25 protein-coding genes are annotated in these 23003 nt (G+C 68.4%); 7 read left to right on the top strand and 18 right to left on the bottom strand.

Features of this window, described 5'->3' with window-relative positions; genetic code table 11:
• Positions 1-93 precede the first annotated feature (93 nt).
• Together ACFW6D_RS05840 and ACFW6D_RS05835 are read left to right on the top strand one after the other, a co-directional pair.
• Positions 94-516: an ATP-binding protein gene (locus ACFW6D_RS05840; protein ID WP_379325186.1), complete on the top strand. Its 423-nt coding sequence runs from the start codon at positions 94-96 to the stop codon at positions 514-516.
• 128 nt (positions 517-644) lie between these two features.
• Entirely contained in the window at positions 645-1433 is a 789-nt protein-coding gene (locus ACFW6D_RS05835) for an RNA polymerase sigma factor SigF (RefSeq protein ID WP_379325727.1), read from the top strand.
• A 22-nt stretch (positions 1434-1455) separates the two neighbouring features.
• On the opposite strand, the gene ACFW6D_RS05830 is transcribed toward ACFW6D_RS05835, so the two are convergent.
• From ACFW6D_RS05830 to ACFW6D_RS05805, 6 genes are all read right to left on the bottom strand, one after another.
• Positions 1456-1800: an MmcQ/YjbR family DNA-binding protein gene (locus ACFW6D_RS05830; RefSeq protein ID WP_379325725.1), complete on the bottom strand. Its 345-nt coding sequence runs from the start codon at positions 1798-1800 to the stop codon at positions 1456-1458.
• 95 nt (positions 1801-1895) lie between these two features.
• Positions 1896-3254 carry an RsmB/NOP family class I SAM-dependent RNA methyltransferase gene (locus tag ACFW6D_RS05825; protein ID WP_379325723.1) on the bottom strand — a complete coding sequence of 453 codons (1359 nt, stop codon included), beginning with the start codon at positions 3252-3254 and terminating at the stop codon, positions 1896-1898.
• A gap of 757 nt (positions 3255-4011) precedes the next feature.
• On the bottom strand, positions 4012-4935 hold the full coding sequence (gene fmt / locus ACFW6D_RS05820; RefSeq protein ID WP_379325184.1) for a methionyl-tRNA formyltransferase: 924 nt from the start codon (positions 4933-4935) through the stop codon (positions 4012-4014).
• Positions 4935-5474: a peptide deformylase gene (gene def / locus ACFW6D_RS05815; protein WP_379325182.1), complete on the bottom strand. Its 540-nt coding sequence runs from the start codon at positions 5472-5474 to the stop codon at positions 4935-4937. The genes fmt and def overlap by 1 nt, the downstream gene beginning before the upstream one ends.
• A 75-nt stretch (positions 5475-5549) precedes the next feature.
• Entirely contained in the window at positions 5550-6569 is a 1020-nt protein-coding gene (locus tag ACFW6D_RS05810; protein WP_379325180.1) for an esterase/lipase family protein, read from the bottom strand.
• Positions 6570-6631: 62 nt separating this feature from the next.
• Positions 6632-7309 (bottom strand): PadR family transcriptional regulator, encoded by a 678-nt coding sequence (locus tag ACFW6D_RS05805; RefSeq protein ID WP_379325178.1) that lies wholly within the window; start codon positions 7307-7309, stop codon positions 6632-6634.
• A gap of 86 nt (positions 7310-7395) precedes the next feature.
• Here ACFW6D_RS05805 and ACFW6D_RS05800 point away from each other — a divergent pair, with 86 nt between their 5' ends.
• Both ACFW6D_RS05800 and ACFW6D_RS05795 read left to right on the top strand, forming a co-directional pair.
• Positions 7396-8964 carry an HD domain-containing phosphohydrolase gene (locus tag ACFW6D_RS05800; protein WP_379325176.1) on the top strand — a complete coding sequence of 523 codons (1569 nt, stop codon included), beginning with the start codon at positions 7396-7398 and terminating at the stop codon, positions 8962-8964.
• Positions 8965-9006: 42 nt separating this feature from the next.
• Positions 9007-9399 (top strand): nuclear transport factor 2 family protein, encoded by a 393-nt coding sequence (locus ACFW6D_RS05795; RefSeq protein ID WP_379325174.1) that lies wholly within the window; start codon positions 9007-9009, stop codon positions 9397-9399.
• A 60-nt stretch (positions 9400-9459) separates the two neighbouring features.
• Here the strand turns inward: ACFW6D_RS05795 and ACFW6D_RS05790 are convergent, their stop codons facing one another.
• The 8 genes from ACFW6D_RS05790 to ACFW6D_RS05755 form a co-directional block, all read right to left on the bottom strand.
• On the bottom strand, positions 9460-10047 hold the full coding sequence (locus ACFW6D_RS05790) for a TetR/AcrR family transcriptional regulator (protein ID WP_379325172.1): 588 nt from the start codon (positions 10045-10047) through the stop codon (positions 9460-9462).
• A gap of 50 nt (positions 10048-10097) precedes the next feature.
• The gene (locus tag ACFW6D_RS05785; RefSeq protein WP_379325170.1) at positions 10098-12194 is read right to left on the bottom strand and encodes a primosomal protein N'; all 2097 of its coding nucleotides are present in this window, start codon (positions 12192-12194) and stop codon (positions 10098-10100) included.
• Positions 12195-12208: 14 nt separating this feature from the next.
• On the bottom strand, positions 12209-13420 hold the full coding sequence (metK, locus tag ACFW6D_RS05780; RefSeq protein ID WP_379325168.1) for a methionine adenosyltransferase: 1212 nt from the start codon (positions 13418-13420) through the stop codon (positions 12209-12211).
• Between the two features lie 236 nt (positions 13421-13656).
• Positions 13657-14874, bottom strand: a complete 1218-nt coding sequence (gene coaBC / locus ACFW6D_RS05775; protein ID WP_379238772.1) for a bifunctional phosphopantothenoylcysteine decarboxylase/phosphopantothenate--cysteine ligase CoaBC — start codon at positions 14872-14874, stop codon at positions 13657-13659.
• A gap of 27 nt (positions 14875-14901) precedes the next feature.
• Positions 14902-15180: a DNA-directed RNA polymerase subunit omega gene (gene rpoZ, locus ACFW6D_RS05770; protein WP_056810542.1), complete on the bottom strand. Its 279-nt coding sequence runs from the start codon at positions 15178-15180 to the stop codon at positions 14902-14904.
• A gap of 27 nt (positions 15181-15207) precedes the next feature.
• Positions 15208-15792 (bottom strand): guanylate kinase, encoded by a 585-nt coding sequence (gmk, locus tag ACFW6D_RS05765; RefSeq protein WP_379325166.1) that lies wholly within the window; start codon positions 15790-15792, stop codon positions 15208-15210.
• Between the two features lie 6 nt (positions 15793-15798).
• On the bottom strand, positions 15799-16119 hold the full coding sequence (gene mihF, locus ACFW6D_RS05760; RefSeq protein WP_056815410.1) for an integration host factor, actinobacterial type: 321 nt from the start codon (positions 16117-16119) through the stop codon (positions 15799-15801).
• 348 nt (positions 16120-16467) lie between these two features.
• Positions 16468-17058, bottom strand: coding sequence for a TetR/AcrR family transcriptional regulator (locus ACFW6D_RS05755; RefSeq protein WP_379325164.1), 591 nt, complete (start codon positions 17056-17058; stop codon positions 16468-16470).
• A gap of 30 nt (positions 17059-17088) precedes the next feature.
• Here ACFW6D_RS05755 and ACFW6D_RS05750 point away from each other — a divergent pair, with 30 nt between their 5' ends.
• Positions 17089-17433: a DUF6463 family protein gene (locus ACFW6D_RS05750; protein ID WP_379325162.1), complete on the top strand. Its 345-nt coding sequence runs from the start codon at positions 17089-17091 to the stop codon at positions 17431-17433.
• Between the two features lie 21 nt (positions 17434-17454).
• Here ACFW6D_RS05750 and ACFW6D_RS05745 read toward each other — a convergent pair whose 3' ends face one another.
• From ACFW6D_RS05745 to ACFW6D_RS05735, 3 genes are all read right to left on the bottom strand, one after another.
• A complete protein-coding gene (locus ACFW6D_RS05745) occupies positions 17455-18111 on the bottom strand; it encodes a response regulator (RefSeq protein WP_379325161.1) in 657 nt (218 codons plus the stop codon).
• Entirely contained in the window at positions 18102-19226 is a 1125-nt protein-coding gene (locus tag ACFW6D_RS05740; RefSeq protein ID WP_379325159.1) for a sensor histidine kinase, read from the bottom strand. The genes ACFW6D_RS05745 and ACFW6D_RS05740 overlap by 10 nt, the downstream gene beginning before the upstream one ends.
• A 208-nt stretch (positions 19227-19434) precedes the next feature.
• Entirely contained in the window at positions 19435-20079 is a 645-nt protein-coding gene (locus ACFW6D_RS05735; RefSeq protein ID WP_379325157.1) for a DedA family protein, read from the bottom strand.
• A 155-nt stretch (positions 20080-20234) separates the two neighbouring features.
• Here ACFW6D_RS05735 and ACFW6D_RS05730 point away from each other — a divergent pair, with 155 nt between their 5' ends.
• Together ACFW6D_RS05730 and ACFW6D_RS05725 are read left to right on the top strand one after the other, a co-directional pair.
• Positions 20235-21338 carry a serine hydrolase domain-containing protein gene (locus ACFW6D_RS05730; protein ID WP_379325155.1) on the top strand — a complete coding sequence of 368 codons (1104 nt, stop codon included), beginning with the start codon at positions 20235-20237 and terminating at the stop codon, positions 21336-21338.
• 69 nt (positions 21339-21407) lie between these two features.
• Entirely contained in the window at positions 21408-22103 is a 696-nt protein-coding gene (locus tag ACFW6D_RS05725; RefSeq protein WP_379325154.1) for a class I SAM-dependent DNA methyltransferase, read from the top strand.
• Between the two features lie 51 nt (positions 22104-22154).
• Here ACFW6D_RS05725 and pyrF read toward each other — a convergent pair whose 3' ends face one another.
• Positions 22155-22979: an orotidine-5'-phosphate decarboxylase gene (pyrF, locus tag ACFW6D_RS05720; protein WP_379325152.1), complete on the bottom strand. Its 825-nt coding sequence runs from the start codon at positions 22977-22979 to the stop codon at positions 22155-22157.
• Positions 22980-23003 lie beyond the last annotated feature (24 nt).

Here is a 23003-nt window from a genome sequence, read left to right as displayed (position 1 = left end):
GGACGGACGGGAGAACGTCGGAGTGGACACAGCGCGCAAGTGTAGCGACGGCAATGGTGATTGCCCTGCCGGGTTATGGGTAGCCTTCTCAGGGTGACCAATTTTTCGGCGGAACAAGGGCCCTTCGGCGCCCCGGTGGAGATTCGTGTGGCAGCCCAGCTGACGCAGCTGCCAATCGTGCGCGGACTGGCCGAAACACTGGTGCTACTCAGTGATTTCACCCTCGACGAGGTGGCCGATGTGCGCCTGGCCGTGGACGAAGTGTGCTCGACGATCATCGCGATCGCAGGCCCGGATACGCTGCTCACCTGCGAATTCCTTGTCGGTGACAACGAATTGCAGGTGCGCGTGGACGGCGTCGCGGGCACACAGGGCATGCCGGATCAGCGCAGCTTCGGGTGGCATGTGCTGCGCACACTCTGTGACGAGGTCATTGCCGACCAGCGCGACTTCGACGCGACCGTGTCCGGGTATCCGACGACGGTCCGATTCCGTCGGGTCCGGGGGAAGGCGTAGTGCACGGCGAGGAAAAGCAGCCCGACCAGCACGATCTCAGCGAACCCGACATCACCGACTCCCCTGCCGTGGGTTCGGACCAGCCTGCTGAGCCGGACAAGGCCGAGGCAGCCCTCGAGCAGGAAGACATCGCCGAGGAGGAGACCGAGACTCCGGAACCGGTGTCCGGGTACGACGATGTCAGCGCGCTGTTCGAGCGGTTGGCGGCGACCGAGCCCGGCAGCGTGGCGCATGCGGTGGCGCGCGACGCACTGATCAACCGCTGCATCCCCCTGGCTGACCACATCGCGCGCAAGTTCAGTGGGCGCGGTGAACCGTTCGACGATCTGTCGCAGGTGGCGCGCGTCGGCCTGGTGCACGCGGTGGACCGGTTCGATCTGAGTCGCGGCTCGAACTTCCTGTCGTTCGCGGTGCCGACGATCATGGGTGAGGTCCGGCGGTACTTCCGGGACAACACCTGGGCGATGCGGGTTCCGCGGCGCGTCAAGGAAACTCACCTGCGCATCGGCGCGGCAGTGGATCAGCTGTCGCAGCGGTTGGGGCGCTCGCCCACTGCCAAGGAGATCGCCGCCGAACTCGACGTCGACCCCGATGAGGTCACCCAGGCGGTGATCGCGGGCAACGCCTATCAGCCTACGTCGATCGACGCGGCCTCGATCGGGCGTGACAGCGACGCCTCGCTGCTCGACACCCTCGGCGAGGAGGAATCGCAGTTCGACCGGGTCGAGGAGTACATCGCGGTGCGCCCGCTGCTGGCGGGCCTGCCCGAGCGCGAGCGCCGCATTCTGACCATGCGGTTCTTCGAGTCGATGACGCAGACGCAGATCGCCTCGCAGCTGGGGATCTCACAGATGCACGTGTCCCGGATTCTCGCGAAAACCCTTGCGCGCCTGCGTGAATTGTCCGAACGGGACTGACGCGTACCAGGACAACGACGTCCTACGCGCTCTCCCTTGCGCGCCGCAGTTTCGCGGGAGCGCGCAACCACCAGGCACTGTCGATCAGTTCGGCGAGCTGTTGCCGGTCGACCACATCGAGGTCGATGAGAATGTACGGGTGCCCGTCGTAGTGCGGGGTCGTGTAGAAGGACGGGTCGCCGGAAGCCAGCAGCGCCTCCTTTTCCGCGGGCTCGCAGAGCAGCACAAGGCCGCCTTCGGCTTCGTCACGTAGTCGGGCGAAGCTTTTGCCGCCGACGTTCAAGCCCGGACTGCGCCACCAGGTGCCTTCCTCCACACTCGGCAGCTCCGTCGCCATCGCCACCACCTGTTCCCACGTCATCGCCATCTGCCAATTCTCCTCCGCGGCGAGGGCTGTGCGCTTGGACAAATGGAACGGCGCCGTCCCCCTGTGTGGGAAACGGCGCCGTCGTCGTGTCGCGGTTACTTCTTGCGCAAGGTCGCCAGGAACATGGCGTCGGTGCCGTGGCGGTGCGGCCACAGCTGCGCGGACGGGCCGTCGCCGAGATCGGTGACGCCGGGCAGGAATTCGCGACTGTCGAGTTCCTCGGCTCCGGTGCGACGGACGAAATCGGCGACCACGGACACGGTTTCGGCCAGATGCGGTGAGCAGGTGGAGTACACGACGACACCGCCCGGACGCACCAGATCCCATGCGGCGGTGAGGAGTTCACGCTGCAGGGTGACCAGCTCCGCCACATCGGCGGGGGTGCGCCGCCAGCGGGCTTCGGGGCGGCGGCGCAGGGCACCGAGACCGGTGCACGGCGCGTCGACGAGCACGCGGTCGTAGCCGGGGGTCAGGCCGCTGTCGCGACCGTCGGCGACGTGCACGGTGACGGGCAGGTTGCGGGTGGATTTGCGGACGAGTTCGGCGCGATGCTCGGCCGGTTCGACCGCGTCGACGGTGAACAGGTCGATCGCGGCCAGTGCGCCGAGCAGCGCCGCCTTACCGCCGGGACCCGCACAGAGGTCGAGCCAGCGGCCGTTGTCCGGGCCGTCGAGGGGTGCGCGGGTGAGGGCGAGCGCGACCAGCTGGCTGCCCTCGTCCTGCACCGAGGCGATGCCGTCGCGGACCGGTTCCAGCAGACCGGGATCGCCACCGTCGAGGTACACCGCGTACGGCGACCAGCGGCCCTCTTCGCCACCGGTGACCAGGGCCAGTTCTTCGGAGGTGATCTCGCCGGGGCGGGCGACCAGGTGCACGACCGGGCGCTCGTCGTCGGCCTTCAGGAGTTCGTCGAGCTCGCCTGCCTCGGCGCCGAGTGCGTCGGCGAAGGACTGGGCGATCCACTTCGGATGCGCGTGTTCGAAGGCGAGCTTGCCGACCGGGTCGGCGGGTGCCAGCTCGGCGATCCATTCCTCGTGGGTCTTCTCCCCCGCCCGGCGCAGCACGGCATTGACGAAACCGGCACGGCCCTGGCCGAATTCGGCGCTGGCCAGATCCACGGAGGTGTCGACGGCGGCATGCGCGCTGGTGCGGGTCCGCAGCAACTGGTAGACGCCGAGGCGCAGGATGTCGAGGATGGGGCCGTCGATTTCGTCGACCGGGCGGCCCGCGCACGCCGAGATCACCGCGTCGAGTTGGCCCTGCGAACGGCTCGCGCCGTAGGTGAGCTCGGTCGCGAAGGCGGCGTCGCGCCCACTGATCTTGCGCTCGCGCAACAGTTTCGGCAGCGCGAGGTTGGCATAGGCATCGCGCTCGCGCACGGCACGCAGCACGTCGAGGGCTACCTCGCGTGCCGGGTCCACGGGTTCGCCGCGGCGCTTGCGCGGGCTGGGCACGCTGGGATCGGGACGTTCGGGACGGCGCTGAACGGGCGCCTTACCCGCACCGGCATCCCGGCCGGACGCACCACGACCCCGCGAATCCCCTTCGCGCGCACCACGATCGGGACGCGATGCACCACGATCGGATCGTCCCTCACCGGAACGTCCAGTACCTGAGCGACCTGCGCCACCACGCTGCTCGGCCGCGCCACCACGCTGCTCGGCCGCGCCACCACGCTGCTCGGCCGCGCCACCACGCTGCTGGGCCACCTCGCCTCGCTGCGCGGGCGCCTTCGCACCGCCGAAACCTGGACGGTCGTCTTCGCGACGAGGGGCACCGGATCGCTGCGCATCGCCACGCTGATTGCCCACGTCACGACTCTGGGCGCGGTCACCCGCACCACGGCCGAAGCCGGGGCGGTCATCCGCGCGGCGTGGTCCGCCGGATCGGTTGCCGCCGTCGCGGTCGTCGCGGCGGGGGCGATCGGCGCCACCCCGGTCGTCACGGCCGGTCCAGCGGTCGCCGTCGGCGCGGGGGGTGGTGGTGCCCTTCGCAGCGCGGGCGGCCCAGCCGCCGTCGACGTTCTTGCCGGTGATCTTGCGGTCCTCGCGGGGGCTGCCCGGTTTGCCGGTGGGCTTGCGGTCCTCACGGGGGCCGACACCCTTCGCGGCGTCGGCTTCGCGACGCCTGCGGCGGTCAGAGGCACTCATGCCTGCACCTCTCGGTCACTGGGCTCCGAAACCATGGCAGCTGCGTCAATCGGGCGCTCGCTCATCCGATCACCGTGCCGGGGGCGAGGCGGGCGCCGCGGGCCCAGTCGAGGGCGTTCATCATTTTCTTGCCGGGGGGTTGGACCTGCCCCAGGCGGACCGCTGTGGTCGATGTTCCGACGAAGACGCCGGATTTGCGCACCTCGATCTCGCGTTCGGGCAAGGTTTCCTCCACCATTTCCACCGGGCCGAGTTTGAGGCGCAGCCCGTTCACCTCGGTCCATGCGCCGGGCGCCGGGGTGACGGCGCGGATGTGGCGGTGGATGGCGAGTGCGGGTTCGTCGAACCCGATCCGTCCCGCCTCCACGGTCACCTTCGGTGCGTAGGTCACGCCGTCGTTGGGTTGCGGAATCGCTTGCAGCGACCCGTCTTCCACACCGTCCAGGGTCTTCTCGAGCAGCACCGCTCCGGCTTCGGCGAGCCGAGCCAGCAGTTCGCCCGCGGTATCGGTGAGCCCGATCTTCTCGGTCATCACTCCGTACACCGGGCCGGTGTCAAGGCCCGCTTCGATCAGGAAGGTCGAGGCGCCGGTCATGTCGTCACCCGCGTCGATGGCCGCCTGCACGGGAGCCGCCCCGCGCCAGGCGGGCAGCAGCGAGAAGTGCAGGTTGATCCAGCCGTGCGCGGGGATATCCAGGACCTGCTGCGGCAGCAGCGCACCGTAGGCGACGACCGGACAGCAGTCCGGCGCGAGTTCGGTGAGCGCGGCGACGAATTCGGGGTCAGCGGGCTTGCGCGGTGTGAACACCGGAATGCCGTGTTCGTCGGCGAGCTGCCCCACAGGCGAACGCAGGAGCTTGCGGCCACGGCCCGCGACCGCGTCGGGCCGGGTGACCACCGCGACGACCTCGTGGCCTTCGCTCTCGATCAGTCGGCGCAGCGACGGCACCGCGGGTTCGGGGGTGCCCGCGAAAACTACCCGCATCAGCGACCACCGCCCACACCGCTGGATTCGCGCACGGTGATCCCGGCGCGGAACCAGTCGGATTCGCGGATGGTGCGCATCGCGTCCTTGCGGTCGGCCGGTTCGAGGCGATTGATGAACAGCACGCCGTCGAGGTGATCGTGTTCGTGCTGCACGCAGCGCGCGAGCAGACCGTCGGCCTCGAATTCGACCGGCGCACCGGTGACGTCGACCCCGGTGACCCGCACGCGCGAGGCACGGCGGACGTCGTAGCGCACGCCGGGAATCGACAGGCAGCCCTCCGGACCGACCTGTTCGTCGGCACCGATGGCCGACCATTCCGGGTTCACCACGTGCCCCGCCGCGTCGCCGGTGTCGTAGACGAACACCCGCAGCCCGACCCCGATCTGCGGTGCGGCCATCCCGACCCCACCGTCGTCGTGCATGGTCTCGGTGAGATCGGCGACCAAGGTGGCGAGGTCGGGTCCGAACTCAATGACCGCGTCGGCACGCGAGCGCAGGATCGGGTCGCCGAACAGGCGAACGGGCTGAATGGTCACGGCGGCTCCCGGGAGGACGAATTGCGGTCGTCCCAGTCTAGAGACCTCGCGAGGCGCTTCCGTCCAGCCCGGCCGTCATGAGTTGCCCGCGATGATCACCTCGGGGATGCCGGTGCCGAGCGGAACCGGCTTGCAGACCGGGGCGGGTGCCCGGACGGGATCGAGAACGCGCAGCAGCAACTGCTGCACGAACGGGTCGTAGACCAGGTGGAAGTGGCCGGTCATGTCCTGCGCGCACTCGTCCTGCAGCACGATGTTCTCCGCTCCCGCACCGCGTAACGCGATGTTGGAGAACGGCTGGATCATCTCGTCGACCCGGCTACCGACGGTGACGTAACGGACACCGGGCACGGTGTCACCGCCCGCGTTGAGTTCCACCATCAGCGGTTCGCCCTGCGCCTGCTGGACCGCCGCCGTCGAGGTGACTCGCGCGAAGACGCCCATCATGCCCGGCACGGCCTGCCCCACCGGCACCAGTCCGTACATGACCCCGCCGTAGCTGGGCGAGGCCAGGCCGACCCAGGTGCCGACCTTCGGCGCGCCGCCGAGCTTGTTCACGTAGAACCGGCTGACATTGGCACCCTGCGAGAAGCCGACCAGATCGACCTTGCTCGCCTTGGTCGCGACGAGTACATCGTCGACGAACGCGGCGAGCTGCGCGAAACTGATCCGCATGTCCTCGGTGCCGTAGGTGTCGGCGCCCGGCGCCCCGCCGTAGTTCAGTGCGAAGACGCAGTAGCCCGCCGAGACCAGTTGCGGTCCGATGCCCGCCCAGTCGGAGTACGCGCTCGAGTCGGTGCCGTGCACGAGCACGACCGGCCGCGGATGCTCGGCGCTCGGGGTACAGCCGAAGTTGTTGAGGCCCAACGGAACCGAGTCCGGATGGGCCTTGATGTAATGGGCAGCGTCCAGATGATCGGACTGCGCCGGACCGGCTTGTAGCGGAATGACAGCGGGCCGATAGCCCGCAGGTTCAGCGGCGGTGATCGGCGCGACGGACACACCGATCACCGCCGTGCAGGCGAGTACGGTGACCGACACCGCTGCCCGCAATCGTGATGTTCCCCAACCCCACAACGCATCCAGTTGTTCCATATCCCAATGATTTACTCCATCGGTACGACAACCGCACGTCGGGCCGGGCTAACACGGCGCCCTCACTTCTCGGGGGTTGCGTCGTCCTCGGTGTTGACATCGTCCTCGGCGAGGATTCGATACAGCGCCCGACGAGTCTCGGCGAGCACCTCGGCCGCCTTCGCCGCCTGCTGCGCGGTGCCGACCTGGGCCACCTGACCGACCGCGCCCATCACCTGTCCGACCAAGCCGCGCAGGTCGAGCGCCTGGGCGCCGACATCCTGGCGAACCTCGGCCCACGGGTCGCCGAGATCCTCGCGATGGGTCTCGACATAGGCCTTGCCCTCGTCGGTGAGCTGCGCGGTTTTGCGACCGGCCACCTTCTCGATGAGCACCAGACCCTCGTCCTCTAGCTGGGCCAATGCCGGGTAGATGGACCCCGGGCTCGGGCGCCAGACATCGTCGCTGCGGTCGCGGATCCGCTGGATCAGTTCGTAGCCGTGCATGGGGCGTTCGACGAGCAGCAACAGCACCGCGGCCCGCACGTCACCGCGCCTGCCCCGCCCGCCGCGGCCGCGTCCACGACCGAAGCCGGGGCCGAATCCCGGTCCGAAACCCGGGCCGAAGCCGGGTCCGAACTCGGGGCCGTGCCCGTGGCGGCCGCCGTGGCGGAACTGCTGGCGGTCGGGACCGAATTCCCGCGGGCCCGGTCCGCGACCGCGCCGGAAGTGTCCGAATTCTCGTTGATCTTGGTTGTGCATGACAGCCTCCTCGGGCCCTCTCGTTGTTCTTGGCACTATCGACGATATATCGGCAATGCATCGAGTGCAAGGAGTAATCTGAATTCGTGACGGACCCACCCCTTCGGCTCGCCGAACTGGTCGCCTCGCTGTCACTGGCCACCGACCTCGGACTCGGCCAGCCGCAGGAACACGTCCTGCGCCAGACCGTTCTGGCCGTGCGACTCGCGCAGGCCGCGGGGCTGTCCGAGGCCGATCGCGCCGCCGCCTACTACGTCTCGCTGCTGGCATGGGTGGGCTGTGTCGCCGACTCCCCCGAAATGGCGCGCTGGTTCGGTGACGATCTGCGGATCCGGGCCGACAGCTACGACATCGACAAGACCGGGCTGCCGATGATGGGGTTTCTGCTCGGACACCTCGCCGAAGGTGCCTCCCCGCTGCGCCGGATCGCGACGACCGGCCGTTTCCTCGCGGGTGGGGTGCGCGACACGATGGACTCGTTCCTCACCCACTGCCGCACCGCGGCCGATATCGCCGAACGCCTCGATATGCCCGATGCCGTTCAAGCGGCGCTGCCGCAAGCCTTCGAACGCTGGGACGGCCACGGCGTACCCGGCGGATTGCGGGGCGAGGCGATCACTCCGGTGATGCGGGTCGTGCACATCGCCGATGACGCCGAAGTCCATGCGCGCGTGGGAGGTATCGACGCGGCGGTCCGAATGTTGTTGTCGCGCAGCGGAACAGAATTCGACCCCGACTTGGTCGAACTGTGCACGCGAGACGGCGGGGCGTTGCTCGACGGGCTGGACCAGGTCGATGCCTGGCAGCAGGTGATCGACGGCTGCGCGGCGTTGGACAGACCGATCCCGGACTCCGAACTCACCGATGTGCTCACCGTCTTCGCGGACTACTCGGATGCGAAAGCGACCTGGTTCCTCGGCCATTCGCGTGCTGTCGCCGACCTGGCCGAAGCCGCGGCCCGCGAGTACGGCCTGCCCGCCGACCAGGCAGTCACCGTGCGACGGGCGGCCTTGGTGTGTCGCCTGGGCACCATCGGCGTCTCGACGGGAATCTGGAACAAACCGGGACCGCTGACCGCGTCCGAACGCGAACGGGTGCGGATGGTGCCGTATCTGACCGAGCGGGTGCTGGCGCGCAGTCCGCACCTGGCGGCGCTGGCGGGCCCGGCGTCGATGGTCTACGAACGGATGGACGGATCCGGGTATCCGCGTGGGCTCACCGGGTCGATGCTGCCGCCCGCCGCGCGAATTCTGGCCGCCGCCCAGATGTTTCGCGCGCTCGGCGAGGACCGACCACACCGACCGGCCGTCGATCCCGACGAGCGCGCGCGTGTGCTTCGGGCCGAAGTGACAGCGGGGCGACTCGACGGCGACGCGGTGGCCGCCGTCCTGGCCGCGGCCCAGGGCCGACGACCGCGCAAACGCGCGCAGATCGCCGGACTCACCGCCCGCGAACTCGACGTCCTCGCGCTGCTGGTGCGCGGCCGTTCGACCCGCGAGATCGCCCACTCCCTCGGCATCAGCCCACGCACAGCGGGCAGCCATGTCGAGCACATCTACACCAAGATCGGGGTGCACAGCCGCGGGTCGGCCGCGGTGTTCGCGATGCGCCACGGCCTGCTGCCCGAGGAAGATCAGCCGGCAAAGATCGGGTGATCACCCGATGTTCGATATCGGCGCAGGTCGCAGACTTTTCCCATGACTACTTCGACCCCCACCCCGCAGGTGACCGCATCGGTCGCCGACCTGTTTCTCGCCGCGCTGATCCAGCGCGACTTCACCACCATGGCGTCCTATCTGGCCCCCGAGGTCACGCTGCGTGGCCTCATCCCACCCGGCCCGTTCACCGAGGTCGGCGCCGATCCGGCGATCGAGCGCTTCCGCGGCTGGTTCGGCGGACCCGACGACTTCGCCGTCGTCGATTCCGGCCGCGATCGCGTCGGCGACAAGCTCGCGATGCACTGGCGGGTCCGGATGCGCCCGACCAACGGGGCCCCTCGCCTCGCCGAACAGCGCGCCTTCCTGACCACCGCCAACGGCACGATCACCAGCATCGACCTGGTGTGTACCGGCTGGCAGCCCGCCGAGTGAGTCGGCGCCCGACAAGACCGGTGCGGTTTCGCCGGGCGCTTCGAACCCTCCGACCTGCCGCTACTTCCGCGCCAGCTCGTCGATCCATCGCTCCAATCGCGCACCCTCGGTGACCATCAGTTCCGGGTCACGGAAGGTGTTGGCGAGCAAGGAGATTCCCTGGTAGGCGGCGACGAAGGCGATCGCGAGTTCGCCTGCGTCGTCGCGACCCAGCTGCGCGAACTGCTCCCTGGCCCATTCCACCAGCAGCCCGATCACCCGGGCGGGCTCGCCGCCGAACGCATCCTCGCGCTTGTCGAGTTCGGCCGCGAGCGAGCCGGTCGGGCAGCCGAATCGGGCCGCCATCTCCCGCTGTTCGACCCAGCTGCGGACCATCGCCTTCAATTTGTCGGCCGGTCCCGGCAGCTCCGCCAGCTCGGCGACCGCACCCGCCAGCACTTCGGCGTGGAGCTCGATGACCGCGGCGATGAACTGATCCTTGGTCTTGAAGTAGTAGTAGACGTTGCCGACCGGCACGTCGGCCTCGCGCGCGATATCCGCGATCGTCGTCTTCTCGATCCCCTGCTGGTAGAACACGCGCATCGCCGACTGCACCAGGCGTTCGCGCTTCCCGAGCTTGGGGCTGACCTGCGCCTCCGATTCAGTCATGCAACTAACTATAGGCAGTCGGCGCTCGCACTCCGGCGGCTGCACGCCGATCACCCGATATCGACCGGGTCGACCTGCACCCGCAACGGCGCATCCGACCGATGTGTACTCCGCACCGCCTGCGCCGCCGCCAGCGCACGAGCCAGCGGACCACCCTCGGACCGACCCACCCGCAACAGCATCCGCTCGACTTCGGCGGGCGCGTCACCGCCCGAGAACGGCTTACGGGCGGTGGGTGGCAACGGCACCGGCCCCAAGATCTCGGTGCCTTCGGGAAGTGTTGCGGCATCGAGCAATTCGGCGATGGAACCGGAAGTCCCGTCCACCGCCGCCAACCGAACCGCGGGCGGAAAGCCCACCTCGGCTCTGGCTTCGAGTTCGGCGGCAGCGTGGTTGACCGGATCCCAGCGAACCAATGCCTGCACCGTGGGCAACGAGGGCTCGGCCATCACGATGACCTGGCCGCGCGGGCGAACCAGGGCGGCGGCACCCATCCAGCGACGCAGGGTGTCCTCGCTCGCGCGCAGGTCGGCGCGACCGAGCAGCGCCCAGCCGTCGAGCAACAGCGCCACCCCGTATCCGCCGGGGACGACAGGTTCGGCACCGACCGTCGCCACGACGACCTGGGCGCCGGGTTCGACGGTGTCGAGCATGTCCCCACCCCCCGACGTGCGAATGGGAACCCCGGAAAACGCGCGCCCGAGTTCCTCGGCGGTCCGACCCGCCCCGATCACTGTCGCCCGCAGCGCCCGGGCGCCACACGCTTGACAGCGAAACGCCGCCTCGGTGATCCCACACCACTTGCACTGCGGGCTGGCCGCTTCACCGTGGGTGGAATGCGGCAACGCCAACGGGCCGTTGCAGTGTCGACAGCGTGCGGGCGTGCGGCATTTCGCACAGGCCAGCGACGGAACATAGCCGCGTCGCGGCACCTGAACCAGCACCGCCACGTTCTCCTTGATCGCCGAACGCGCGGCCGCGAACGCCACCCCAGGCATGCGCACCGACCGCGCCAGCGCATCACGCTCCAACGCGAAATCGCTGTCGCCCGGCGCGCTGATCCGGGGCGCCACCTCACGCAACACCTCACGGGGGGCGAGAAGATCACGCGCCCAACCGGATTCGACCACCGCCTGGATCTCCGCGGTCCGCGCGAAACCGGCGGCGACGAACGCGGCACCTGTCTCGTGGGCGCGCAACATCGCCACTTCACGGGCGTGCGGATAGGGCGAGCGCGGCTCGGCGTAGGTGTCGTCACCGTCGTCCCAGATCGCGATCAACCCGAGATCCCGCGCCGGCGCGAACACCGCCGCCCGTGTCCCCACCACGATCCGCGCCTGCCCACGCAACACCGCCAACCACCGCCGATACCGCGCCGCGGGCCCCAACCCCGCCGACAGTCCGACCGCCGAATCACCAACCAGCGCAACACATTCAGCGAGCAGCCGATCGAGATCCCGCTGATCCGGCACCATCAACACCGCACTGCGCCCACTCGCCGCCACCGTCGCCGCCAACTCCGCCAGCCGAGCTGCCCAGTCCTCCCCCGGCAACGCCTGCCACGCCGCGCGCGCCCCTTTACCCTGCGCCAACGCCTCGACGAATGCCGTTCCGTGCACGTATCTACCCCATGCCGAGGCATCGACGATTCTCGCTGATTCCGCTGCGGCACTGGATGATTCGTGAATTTCGGGCGGCATCTCATCGCCGAGAGTCTTGTCGCCGTCCGGCGCGGATACTTTCGGCTTCTTCGCGGTGTCGGACTTCTTGACACCTCCCGTTTCGGTGCGAGCGTGGCGCGGCGGAATCGCCAGGCGCAGCACGTCGGCGCGTGTTCCGGCATAACGGGCGGCGACCGCGGTCGCCAGGCGCAGGATGTCCGGGGTGAGGACGCGTTCGGGTGAGACGATCCGTTCGAGGGGCATCATCTTGCCGTTGTGGTCGCTGCGGGGCAGACGTTCGAGGAGGTAGCCGTCGACGAGGCGCCCGGCGAAACGGACGCGCACGCGCACGCCCGGTTGGGCGATCTCGTCCAGTTCGGCGGGGACGAGGTAGTCGAAGTCGCGGTCGAGGTGGGCAGGCGAAAGCAGCGGGAGCACCCTCGCGATGGGGTGTCCCGCTGCTGTCGATGAATCGTCCGCTGGCACGCGGTCCGTGGGTATTACAGGCCGACGGCCGCGCGCAGCTTGTCGGCGCGGTCCGTGTGCTCCCAGGGCAGATCGACGTCGGTGCGGCCGAAGTGACCGTAGGCCGCGGTCGGTGCGTAGATCGGGCGCAGCAGGTCGAGATCGCGGATGATCGCGCCCGGACGCAGGTCGAAGACCTCGGAGATGGCGGTGGAGATCTTGGTCGGGTCGATCTTCTCGGTGCCGAAGGTCTCGACGAACAGGCCGACCGGGGCCGACTTGCCGATCGCGTACGCGACCTGCACCTCGACGCGGTCAGCCAGGCCCGCGGCCACGACGTTCTTGGCGACCCAGCGCATGGCGTAGGCGGCCGAGCGGTCGACCTTCGACGGGTCCTTGCCGGAGAACGCGCCGCCACCGTGGCGGGCCATGCCGCCGTAGGTGTCGACGATGATCTTGCGGCCGGTCAGGCCCGCGTCACCCATCGGGCCACCGAGCACGAACTTGCCGGTGGGGTTCACCAGCAGCCGGAAGTCGGCGGTGTCCAGGCTCGGCATGTTCAGATCGGCGAGCACGGCCTCGACGACCTTTTCGCGGATATCGGGCGCCAGGAGGTTGTCCAGGTCGATATCGGCGGCGTGCTGGGTGGAGATGACGACCGTGTCGAGGCGGACCGGACGGTCACCGTCGTATTCGATGGTGACCTGGGTCTTGCCGTCGGGACGCAGGTAGGGCAGCACACCCGACTTGCGGACCTCGGTGAGCTTGCGCGACAGGCGATGCGCCAACGCGATCGGCAGCGGCATCAGCTCGGGCGTGTCGGTGCAGGCGTAGCCGAACATCAGGCCCTGGTCGCCCGCACCCTGACGCTCGATCTCGTCGTCGGAACCGCCGACGCGCGCCTCGTGCGAGGTGTCGACACCCTGGGCGATATCGGGCGACTGGGCGCCGATCGCGATGTTGACACCGCAGGAATTACCGTCGAATCCCTTTGCGGAGGAGTCGTATCCGATCTCGAGGACCTTCTCGCGCACGATCCGCGGGATGTCGGCGTAGGCGGAGGTGGTGACCTCGCCCGCGACATGGACCTGCCCGGTGGTGACCATGGTTTCCACCGCGACCCGGCTGCTCGGGTCCTCCGCGAGCAGTGCGTCGAGGATGGAATCGCTGATCGCGTCACAGATCTTGTCCGGATGCCCCTCGGTCACGGACTCACTGGTGAATAGCCGACTACCTGTCGTACGCACAGTTATTCCCTCTCCCTCAACGGGTTACTCGTTCGGCTTGTGACGGTAACTTCTCGGTGTTACCGCGCAACCCTTCTCATCAAGACTATTCCAAACCACCGACATGGTGGCGAGTAAACACCAAGCCACACCGCGAACACCCGCACCGGCGGTACACTGCGCGACCACCGTTGCCGTGCAACAGTTTTCGCGCCACACAGACGCGGAGCACCCGCTCAGCCCCAGCTGTCAGGACCTCAGCGCAGCAGCGGGACCAGCGCGTCGAGCACCCGGCTGGCCAGCAGCGCCTTCGATCCGTGATCGAGCGCGGCCTCGGTACCGTCGGCGCCGAGCAACCAGCCGTCGTTGGTGTCGACCTCGAACGCCTTGCCCTCGCCGACCGCGTTCACCACGAGCAGATCGCAGCCCTTGCGGGCCAGTTTCGCGCGCGCGTGGGTGAGCACGTCGCCGTTGTCGTCACCGGTCTCGGCGGCGAAACCGACGATCGCGGTACCGGCCAGGCGTCCCTCGGTGCGGGCGTCGACCAGACCGGCGAGGATGTCCTCGTTCTTGGTCAGGGGGATCACGTCGGGCTCGTCAGCGCCCTTCTTGATCTTCGCTGCCGCCACATGGGTCGGACGGAAATCGGCGACCGCGGCCGCCATGATCACCGCGTCGGCGCCGAGCGCGTGCTTGTCGACCGCGGTCTTGAGCTGGTCGGCGGTGGTGATGTGGACCAGCTCGACCGCGGCGGGCGGCGCGAGCTCGATGGTGTTGCCCGCGATCAGCGTCACCTGGGCACCGCGCTGGGCGGCGACCCTGGCCAGGGCATAGCCCTGCTTACCGGAGCTGCGGTTGCCGAGGAAGCGCACGGGGTCGAGGGGTTCCCTCGTGCCACCGGCGGTGATCACCACGCGGCGACCGGTCAGGTCGCGGGGCAGCGCGTCGGCACGTTCGAGCAGCAGCGAGGCCAGACCGAAGATCTCCTCCGGCTCCGGCAGCCGTCCGGGACCCGTATCGGTGCCGGTGAGCCGGCCCGACGCGGGTTCCATGACATTGGCGCCGTGCGCGCGCAACGTCGCGACATTGGCCACCGTGGCCGGATGCTCCCACATCTCGGTGTGCATCGCGGGCGCGAACAGCACCGGACATCGGGCCGTCAGCAAGGTGGCGGTGAGCAGATCGTCGGCGCGCCCCTGGGCGGCGCGCGCCATCAGATCCGCGGTGGCGGGGGCGATGACGACGAGATCGGCCTCCTGGCCGATCCGGACATGCGGCACCTCGGGCACGTCGGCGAACACCGTGGTGTGCACCGGCTGCCCGGACAGCGCCTCGAAGGTCGCTTTGCCGACGAACTGGAGAGCGGACTCGGTGGGCACGACCCGCACCTGATGTCCGGTCTCGGTGAAACGGCGAACGAGGGCACACGCCTTATAAGCGGCGATGCCCCCGCCGACCCCGACGACGATCCGCATGGTCTTACGCCTCCGGAGTAGAGATTGTCACTCGCCCTCGGTGTGTTCGAGCAGGTCGGAGTGGATTTCGCGCATGGCGACCGACAGCGGCTTCTCCTGCAGACCCGGCTCCACGAGGGGGCCGACGTACTCGAGGATGCCGTCACCGAGCTGGTTGTAGTAATCGTTGATCTGACGCGCGCGCTTGGCCGCGTAGATCACCAGGGCGTACTTGGACGACGTGCGCTCGAGCAGCTCGTCGATCGGGGGGTTGGTGAGGCCGATCGGGGTGTCGTACGCGGGTACTGCGGTGATGTCTGTACTCACTAGGAGTGGCTCCTGCGGGTTAGTGGGTCAAGAACTCGAATTTGTGCTAACGAACAACGATACCAACTGCTCACAAGCAGTGGTTACCTCGCTGTTCACGATGACCGTGTCGAACTCGTCACGGGCCGCCAATTCGACCCGGGCGGTCTGGAGCCTGCGCTCGATCACCTCGGGTGTCTCGGTGCCGCGCGAACGCAACCGCGAGACCAGTTCTTCCCAGCTCGGCGGCGCGAGAAACACCAGCAGTGCCTCCGGCATCGCCTGCCGGACCGACCGTGCACCGGCCAGGTCGACTTCGATCAGTACTGAAAGTCCGCTCGCCAGCGCTTGGCGCACCGGGGCGGCGGGGGTGCCCGATCGCTGCAACCCCCCATGGATGTCTGCCCATTCGAGCAGTTCGTCCGCCGCGATCATGGCGTCGAACTCCGCTCGGGAAACAAACCGGTAATCGCGACCGTCGACCTCGCCGGGACGGGGGTCCCTTGTCGTGGCCGACACACTGAAAACCAGCTCGGGCAGGCGTTCCCGCACGCACCGCACGACCGTGGATTTACCCACGGCCGAGGGGCCGACCAGTACTACCAGCCGGCCCTTCCGCGTGTTTTTGTCCACCAGACTTTAGGCGTCGAAGTCGAAGCGGGTGAGCAGCGCGGCGCGCTGCCGGGCACCGAGACCACGGAGACGACGCGTAGGCGCGATCTCCAGCTCGGTCATGATCTCCGCCGCCTTGACCTTGCCCACCTTCGGCAGAGCCTCGAGCAGCGCAGAAACCTTCATCTTGCCGAGAATCTCATCGGACTCGGCATCGGTGAGAACCTGCTTCAAGTTCGTTCCACCGCGCTTCAGACGCTCCTTGAGCTCTGCCCGAGCGCGGCGAGCGGCAGCCGCCTTCTCCAGAGCAGCGGCGCGCTGCTCATCAGTCAGCTGGGGAAGGGCCACGGGTTCCTCCGTCTCATCGTTCATTGCCAGATCTACCGCCGGTTACCCGGACGGTCTGTGCGACCGTACCCACGGTGCGCGCCGATTGCGAACCCGACCCCCAGGTCAGGGCGGGATTACGGATGCCGTATGGCGCGCGCGGACTCGATGCGGTGACCGCTGATTCTTCCGTCACGATCGTACCGCCGAATCAGGAAAATGTATCCCCACCTGCGGTTATACCGATATGGGCGATGATAGCCACCAGGTAGCGTGAGCGTCGAGTTGCCCCCTGGCAAACCCGGTGGGGCGCGACCAGCGGATTTCCTGAAAAAGCCCGCGTGTCGCCCGATTTCGCACAGCGTGTCGTCATGCGCGGGCCCGAAACTCGTCGAGAACCGCCCCCGAAGCGGTCGCCACCACGTCGTCGATCCAGTCCGGAATCGGGGCCGCGCGGGCGATGTAATCGCGCACGAGTCCGTACGGAATCGCCTTCACGGCGGCGCCCGCGACGGCCAGCGAGCGGTCGTCGGCGTCGCCGAATTCGGTCACGACGGCGGTCAGCAGCGCGGCGTTCATGTCGTCGTTGACACCGGCGATCTCGGCCCGCAGATCGTCCGGGCCGACCTCGAGGAGTTCGTCGCGATGGAACATCTTCATCGCCCGCGCCTCGGTCGGGTGCGCGCGGCAGTAGCGCGGCAGGAACGTGGCGGCGGCCAGCAGTGGCGCGGGCCCGGTCAGCGCTGCGATGAAGCCCTCGTGGAAGCGGCGGATCGATCGCAACCACAGGCGGGCGAGGAGTTCGTCACGTGAGGCGAAACGCACATAGATCGACCCGGAGTGCACGCCGGCCGCGGCGCCGATCGCGGTGACGGCCGGTCGGGTGATCGCGGGGTCGACCAGCAGGTCACGGGCCGCGTCGAGTACCTGCTCGTCGGCGAAAAGGCGAGGTCTTGCCACCGGGTCAGCCTAGTGGCACAGTTTATGAATATGGATTCAAAAACGAGATTCCCGCTCGCCGGGGCACTGATGATCTTCATCGGGACGGTGCACACCGCGCTCGGTGTGGCGCTGTTCACCGCCGACGATCACGACATGGAACTCACGTTCTGGTTCACCGAGTTCGGGGTGCTCGCTGTCGGTTTCGGTGTCGCGATGATCGCGCTGGAACGCGCGCTCGGGTACCTGCCGGGTTCGGTGCTGCTCGCGCTGGGCGTGGTCACGGTGTCCGGGCTGGCGTTCATGCCGCTGTCGGGGTTCCTGACGGTGCTGCTGCCCCTCGGCATCGGCACGTACGGCTGGTGGCGGGCCCGCGACGAACGCATCGCGGCCTGAGGGGCGGCCACGCTGGGCGCGTCACGCCTGTGTCGCGCCTGCTCGCAGGTGTTGCAGGATGGCGAGGACGCGCCGGTTGTGCGCCTCGCCGACCGGGAGGTCGAGCTTGGTGAAGATCGCGTTGATGTGCTTTTCGACGGCGCTGCGGGTGACGTAGAGCTGGGCGCAGATCGCCGCGTTACTCAGGCCCTGCGCCATGAGTTCCAGGACCTCGCGTTCGCGCTCGGTGAGTCGGTGCAGTGGTGAGTCGGCGCGATTGTGCAGCAGGAGCTGGCGGACCACTTCCGGGTCGAACGCGGTGCCGCCCGCGCCCACTCGGTCGACGGCGTCGAGGAACGAGCCGATCGCGGCGACCCGGTCCTTGAGCAGGTAGCCGATGCCGCCGGTGCCCGTGAGGAATTCCGCCGCGTGCCTGCGCTCGACGTACTGCGACAGCACCAGGATCGCGATGCCCGGCTGGTCGCGGCGGATTTCCAGGGCCGCTCGGATGCCCTCGTCGACGTGGTCCGGCGGCATTCGCACGTCGGCGATGACCAGGTCGGGTGGACGGACACGCACGGCGGCGAGCAGTTCGGTCCCGGTGCCCACGGAATCCACGATCTCGTGCCCCTCGGCGGTGAGCAGCTGCGCCAAGCTCTCGCGCAGCAGCGTCGAATCCTCGGCCAGGGTTATCCGCACGGAACCTCCACGGTGATGATCGTCGGGCCGCCCGGCGGGCTGCCCACTGTCATGGTGCCGTCCAGGGCGGTGACGCGGGTGGCGATGCCGGTCAGGCCGTGTCCGGCGGGGTCGGCACCGCCTTGTCCGTCGTCGTGGACTCGCAGGCGCAGCATCCGGCCGTCGCGCTCGACTTCGACCTCGATGGCGGTGGCCCCGGAGTGCTTGATGGCGTTGGTGATCGCCTCGCTGGCGGTGAAATAGCAGGCCGATTCGGCCGGGCGGGGTGCGCGTTCGTCGAGGTCGACGGTGAGGCGAGTCGGAATCGGAGTCCGGTCGGCGAGGGCTTCGAGGGCGGCGTGCAGGCCGTCACGGGCGAGCATGGCCGGGTAGATCCGCCAGGAGACCTCGCGCAATTCGTCGAGGATATGGCCGGTTTCGGTGATCGCGCGGCGCTGCAGTTCACCCCGCCCTTGCTCGTCGGTCGCCCGGTCCATCCGGCCGAGCAGGATCGACAGGGCAACCACCCGCTGCTGCACGCCGTCGTGCAGATCGCGTTCGATCCGGCGTCGTTCGTCGTCGATCACCTCGACCACCTCGGCGCGGGTGGTGGTGAGCTGGGCGACCCGCTGGGCGAGTTCGTCCTGCCCCGGGCGAGTGCTGCGCCGCAGGCACCAGGCCTCGGCGCGCACCACCCCGAGCAAACCCTGTACGGCGAGGAAGCACAGCACCGCACCGGGAAGTGCCAGCACCGCGACCGTCGCCCAGGTGACCTGACCCGGTTCGGTCGCGTCGATGATCGGCACCGCGTCCCCTGTAGACGCGCCGTAGACAACCGCCACCGCGACGATCACACCCAGCGCCGACAGTGCCAGCACCAGCGCACCGAGCACGCCGACGAGCGCTCGGACCGCTAGATATCCGGCGGCTCGCGCTCCACTCGGCGCACCGGTCGACCGCACGCCGAGCAGTTGGGTGAGGCGCTTGTGCTCCCCCTCCGCGATCCGATCGGTCAGCCCCGGGGCGATCGGCGTGGCAAGCACACCGAACAGGTCGAGCGGCACGGTGACAACTCCGAACAGATATCCCACGACCGCGGTGGCTACGCGAGATGATCGCGCCCGGGAGGTGCTCATCGCCCAATTCTCGCGTGCCACGGGCACTCCGACCACCCGAGCCTCGCTGACGTCGATTTCGCACCGACCCGCGACCAACTCGGCGGCACCAACGCCGACTTCGACCGCCCGCCGACCACCGTGCCAGGACCGCCGCCGAGGCAGAGCCGACGCGCGAGCATCGGAAGCCGGGCCGCACGATCATCCTGACCGAGCTGCGCTGCTGGTCTCATCGGCCGCTGGTCGGCTGCGCCTGCCGCACGCGCCGGACGACGAACACGGTCGCGGCCACAAGCACGGCGGCGATCACGGCCTTCTGCAGGATGCCCGCGTAGGTCTCGACGGCGTGCCAGTTCTCGCCGAGGTAGTAGCCGGCGAGGACGAAGATCGCGTTCCACAGGAAGCTGCCTGCTGTGGTCAGGAGGGTGAAGCGGGCCAGTGGCATGCGTTCGACGCCGGCGGGGATGGAGATCAGGCTGCGGAAGATCGGGATCATGCGGCCGAAGAAGATGGCTTTGTCGCCGTGGCGGGCGAACCATTCCTCGGTGCGGTCCAGGTCGGAGAGGCGGACCAGGGGTAAGTGGTCGACAATGCGGCGCAGGCGGTCCCGGCCGAGGGCGGCGCCGAGGCCGTAGAGGGCAAGGGCGCCGACGACCGAGCCGAGCGTGGTCCAGAGCAGGACCTCGGCCAGGCTGAATCGGCCACGACTGGCGGTGAAGCCTGCCAGGGGCAGGATCACCTCGCTGGGCAGTGGCGGGAAGAGGTTTTCCAGTGCGATCGCGATGCCCGCGCCGAGGCCACCGAGTTGTTCCATGAGGTCGACCGCCCAGCCTGCGATGCCGGTGAGTTCGGTCGAAGTGCCTGTTGTATCCATGCTTTCGACGCTAGGAATCAGACGGCTCGCGATCAGTAGCGTCAGCCACCCGGCCGGTGTGGTGCGACCGCAGGCTCGGGGTGGGGTTTTCCGCACCCCTCTTGCGGGGTGCACACCCTCGCTACGGGGTATCCGGCCCCATAGCGTCGAAAGGTATGCGACAGAGACTGTTTCGGGCCACACTGGTCATTCTCGGCACCGTGCTGACGACCATGTCGGTGGCCGCTCTCGTCCTCGTGACGGCACGATGGCAGGTCGTCGGGGACACAGTGGCGGCTGCGGCCCGCTGGCACGACACCGACGTGGTGCTGCGAATCTCCGACGGCGAACAGCAGCGCGAATGGCACCACGAAGGCAGCGCGGACGGACAGGCGACCACGCCGGGCCCGCACAGCAGGTTCCGGATCGGCAGCATCACCAAGACCTTCGTCGCCACCGTCGTGCTGCAACTCGTCGATGAGGGCAGGGTCGACCTGGACGGTTCGATCGCCGCACAGCTGCCCGATCAGATCCCCGGCGGTGACCGGATCACGGTGCGGCAGTTGATGAATCACACCAGCGGGCTCTACGACTACATGAAGGAACCCGGCATGTCGACGAACCGCTGGCGCGGCGACGACCGGTTCCGCAGCCACGCGCCCCGCGACCTGCTCGCCACCGCGGTCCGCCACGACCCCTATTTCGCACCGGGTGCCCGTTTCCGCTACTCGAACACCAACTACGTCGCCCTCGGCCTGCTGATCGAGCACGTGACCGGCCACCGCTACGGCGACGAGATCCGCGACCGCATCCTCACACCGCTACGACTGACCGCCACCACCGTCCCCGGCAACGACCCGCGTATCCCCGCACCCGCCCTCACCGCACACCGCGACATCGACGGCGCGGGCCGAACCGACGTGACCGAGATGAACCCGTCCCTGGACTGGGCCGCAGGCGAAATGCTCTCCACAACAGCCGATCTCGATGCGTTCTTCGCTGCCCTGCTGGGCGGGCGGCTGATGAGTCCGGCCGCGCTGGACCAGATGCGCGAAACAGTTCCGATGGGCATGGGCTTCCACTACGGTCTCGGCCTCCAACGCTTCGAGCCGCCGTGCGGGGACGATCTGTGGGGGCACGGCGGTGAACTGCTCGGCTACGTCACCTATGCGTTCCGGTCGACGGGCGGCAGATCGATGACCATGGTCGTCGGCTCGGCGGGTTCCTCGGACGCGTTCTCGATGTTCGCCACGGTCACAGCGACGTACTGCCTCGCCTGAAGCTCACGATCGGCGACCGCGGCGAAAAACCCGTTTCGCATCCTGCGGGCCGCCGGAATAATCGGCGCGATGGAGTTCAGCGATTTCGATGCACGCGGATACCGCACCGTGGATGTGCGCACCGGCTATGGCGAATGGGTCGCCCATTATGAGCAGACCGTCGAGGACGCGATGGATCTCGCACTGCTGGACCGGCTCGAAGAGCCGTCGTGGGGTGCGGTAAAACGGGCGGTCGACCTCGGCTGTGGCACGGGCAGGACCGGACAGTGGTTGCGGGACAAAGGGGTCGGTTCCATCGACGGGGTCGATCTGACGCCGGAGATGCTGGCCGTAGCGCGGCGCCGTGGCGCGCACGACCGGCTCATCGAGGCCGATGCCGCAGCCACCGGTCTCAGCGATTCGGCCTACGACCTCGTCATTTCCTCGCTGGTCGACGAGCATCTCGCCGATCTGCGACCGCTGTACCGGGAGGCATGGCGGCTGGCGACCCCGAAAGCGACCTTCGCCCTGGTCACCTTCCACCCGCACTTCATCATGGCTTCGGGCATGCCGACGCACTACACCGCCGACTCCGGCGAATCGGTGGCCATCACGACCAATGTCCATCTCATCAGCGACCACGTCACGGCGGCGGTGAACTCCGGCTGGCGGTTGGCCGAGTTGCACGAGCGCGTCATCGACGACGAATGGGTTGCGCTGAAACCGAAGTGGGAGCGCTTCCGCCATCACCCGATCTCGGCCGCCTATGTGTGGCGCAAGGACTGAACAGCGACGGAGCCGGAGTGGTAGTCCACTCCGGCTCCGTCACACCAGGTTTCAGGCCTGGAGGAAAGCGAATGCTTCCTGCAGCTCAGCTGTTTTGCCGCACAGCGCCGTCACCGACGGACCCGCGTTGAGGATCTCGCGGGACACGGCGGGCACGACCCCTGACAGGTTCGCCTCGGGGACCAGGGCGCGGATGGAGTCCGCTCCCCCGCCCTGAGCGCCCACGCCCGGCATCAGGATCGGGCCGTTGAGGGCCGACAGATCAGGTGCCTCGGTGAGTGTCGCACCGACGACCACGCCGACTGAGCCGAAACCGGGTCCGGCGTTGCGGGCGGCGGCTTCGTCGACCATCGTCTGGGCGATCGTGCGCCCGTCCGGGGCGGCGATCCGTTGCAGTTGCGCCCCTTCGGGATTCGAGGTCGCCGCGAGAACGAAAACGCCACGGTGATTGTCCTTCGCCAGACTCAGCGCCGGATCGAGGGATCCGAAACCGAGGTACGGCGAGACCGTCACAGCGTCCGACCCCAGGGGTCCGTCGCCGAGCCAGGCGTGGGCGTAGGCATCCATGGTGGAGCCGATGTCGCCGCGCTTGGCATCGGCCAGCACCAAAGTGCCCGAGGCACGCAGCACCGAGATGGTGCGTTCGAGCACCGCGATGCCGCCCGACCCGTAGGTCTCGAAAAACGCGACCTGCGGCTTCACCAACGCGACACGACCGTCGAAGGCTTCGACACAGATCTCGGCGAAGGCCTCGAGCCCGTCGACGTCTTCGGTCAGGCCCCACGCCCGTAAGAGCGCCGGATGGGGATCGATGCCGACGCACACCGGGCCGAATTCGCGCATGGCGTGCTGCAGTCGGCTACCGAACGTCGTCATCGATCCTGCTCCTGGTTGTCGTCA

Origin of the sequence: Nocardia sp. NPDC058705 (genome assembly GCF_042749305.1) — a bacterium.
GTDB lineage: Bacteria > Actinomycetota > Actinomycetes > Mycobacteriales > Mycobacteriaceae > Nocardia.
The sequence above is the reverse complement of the archived record's forward strand: the minus strand, read 5'-3'. Positions and strand labels throughout refer to the sequence as shown.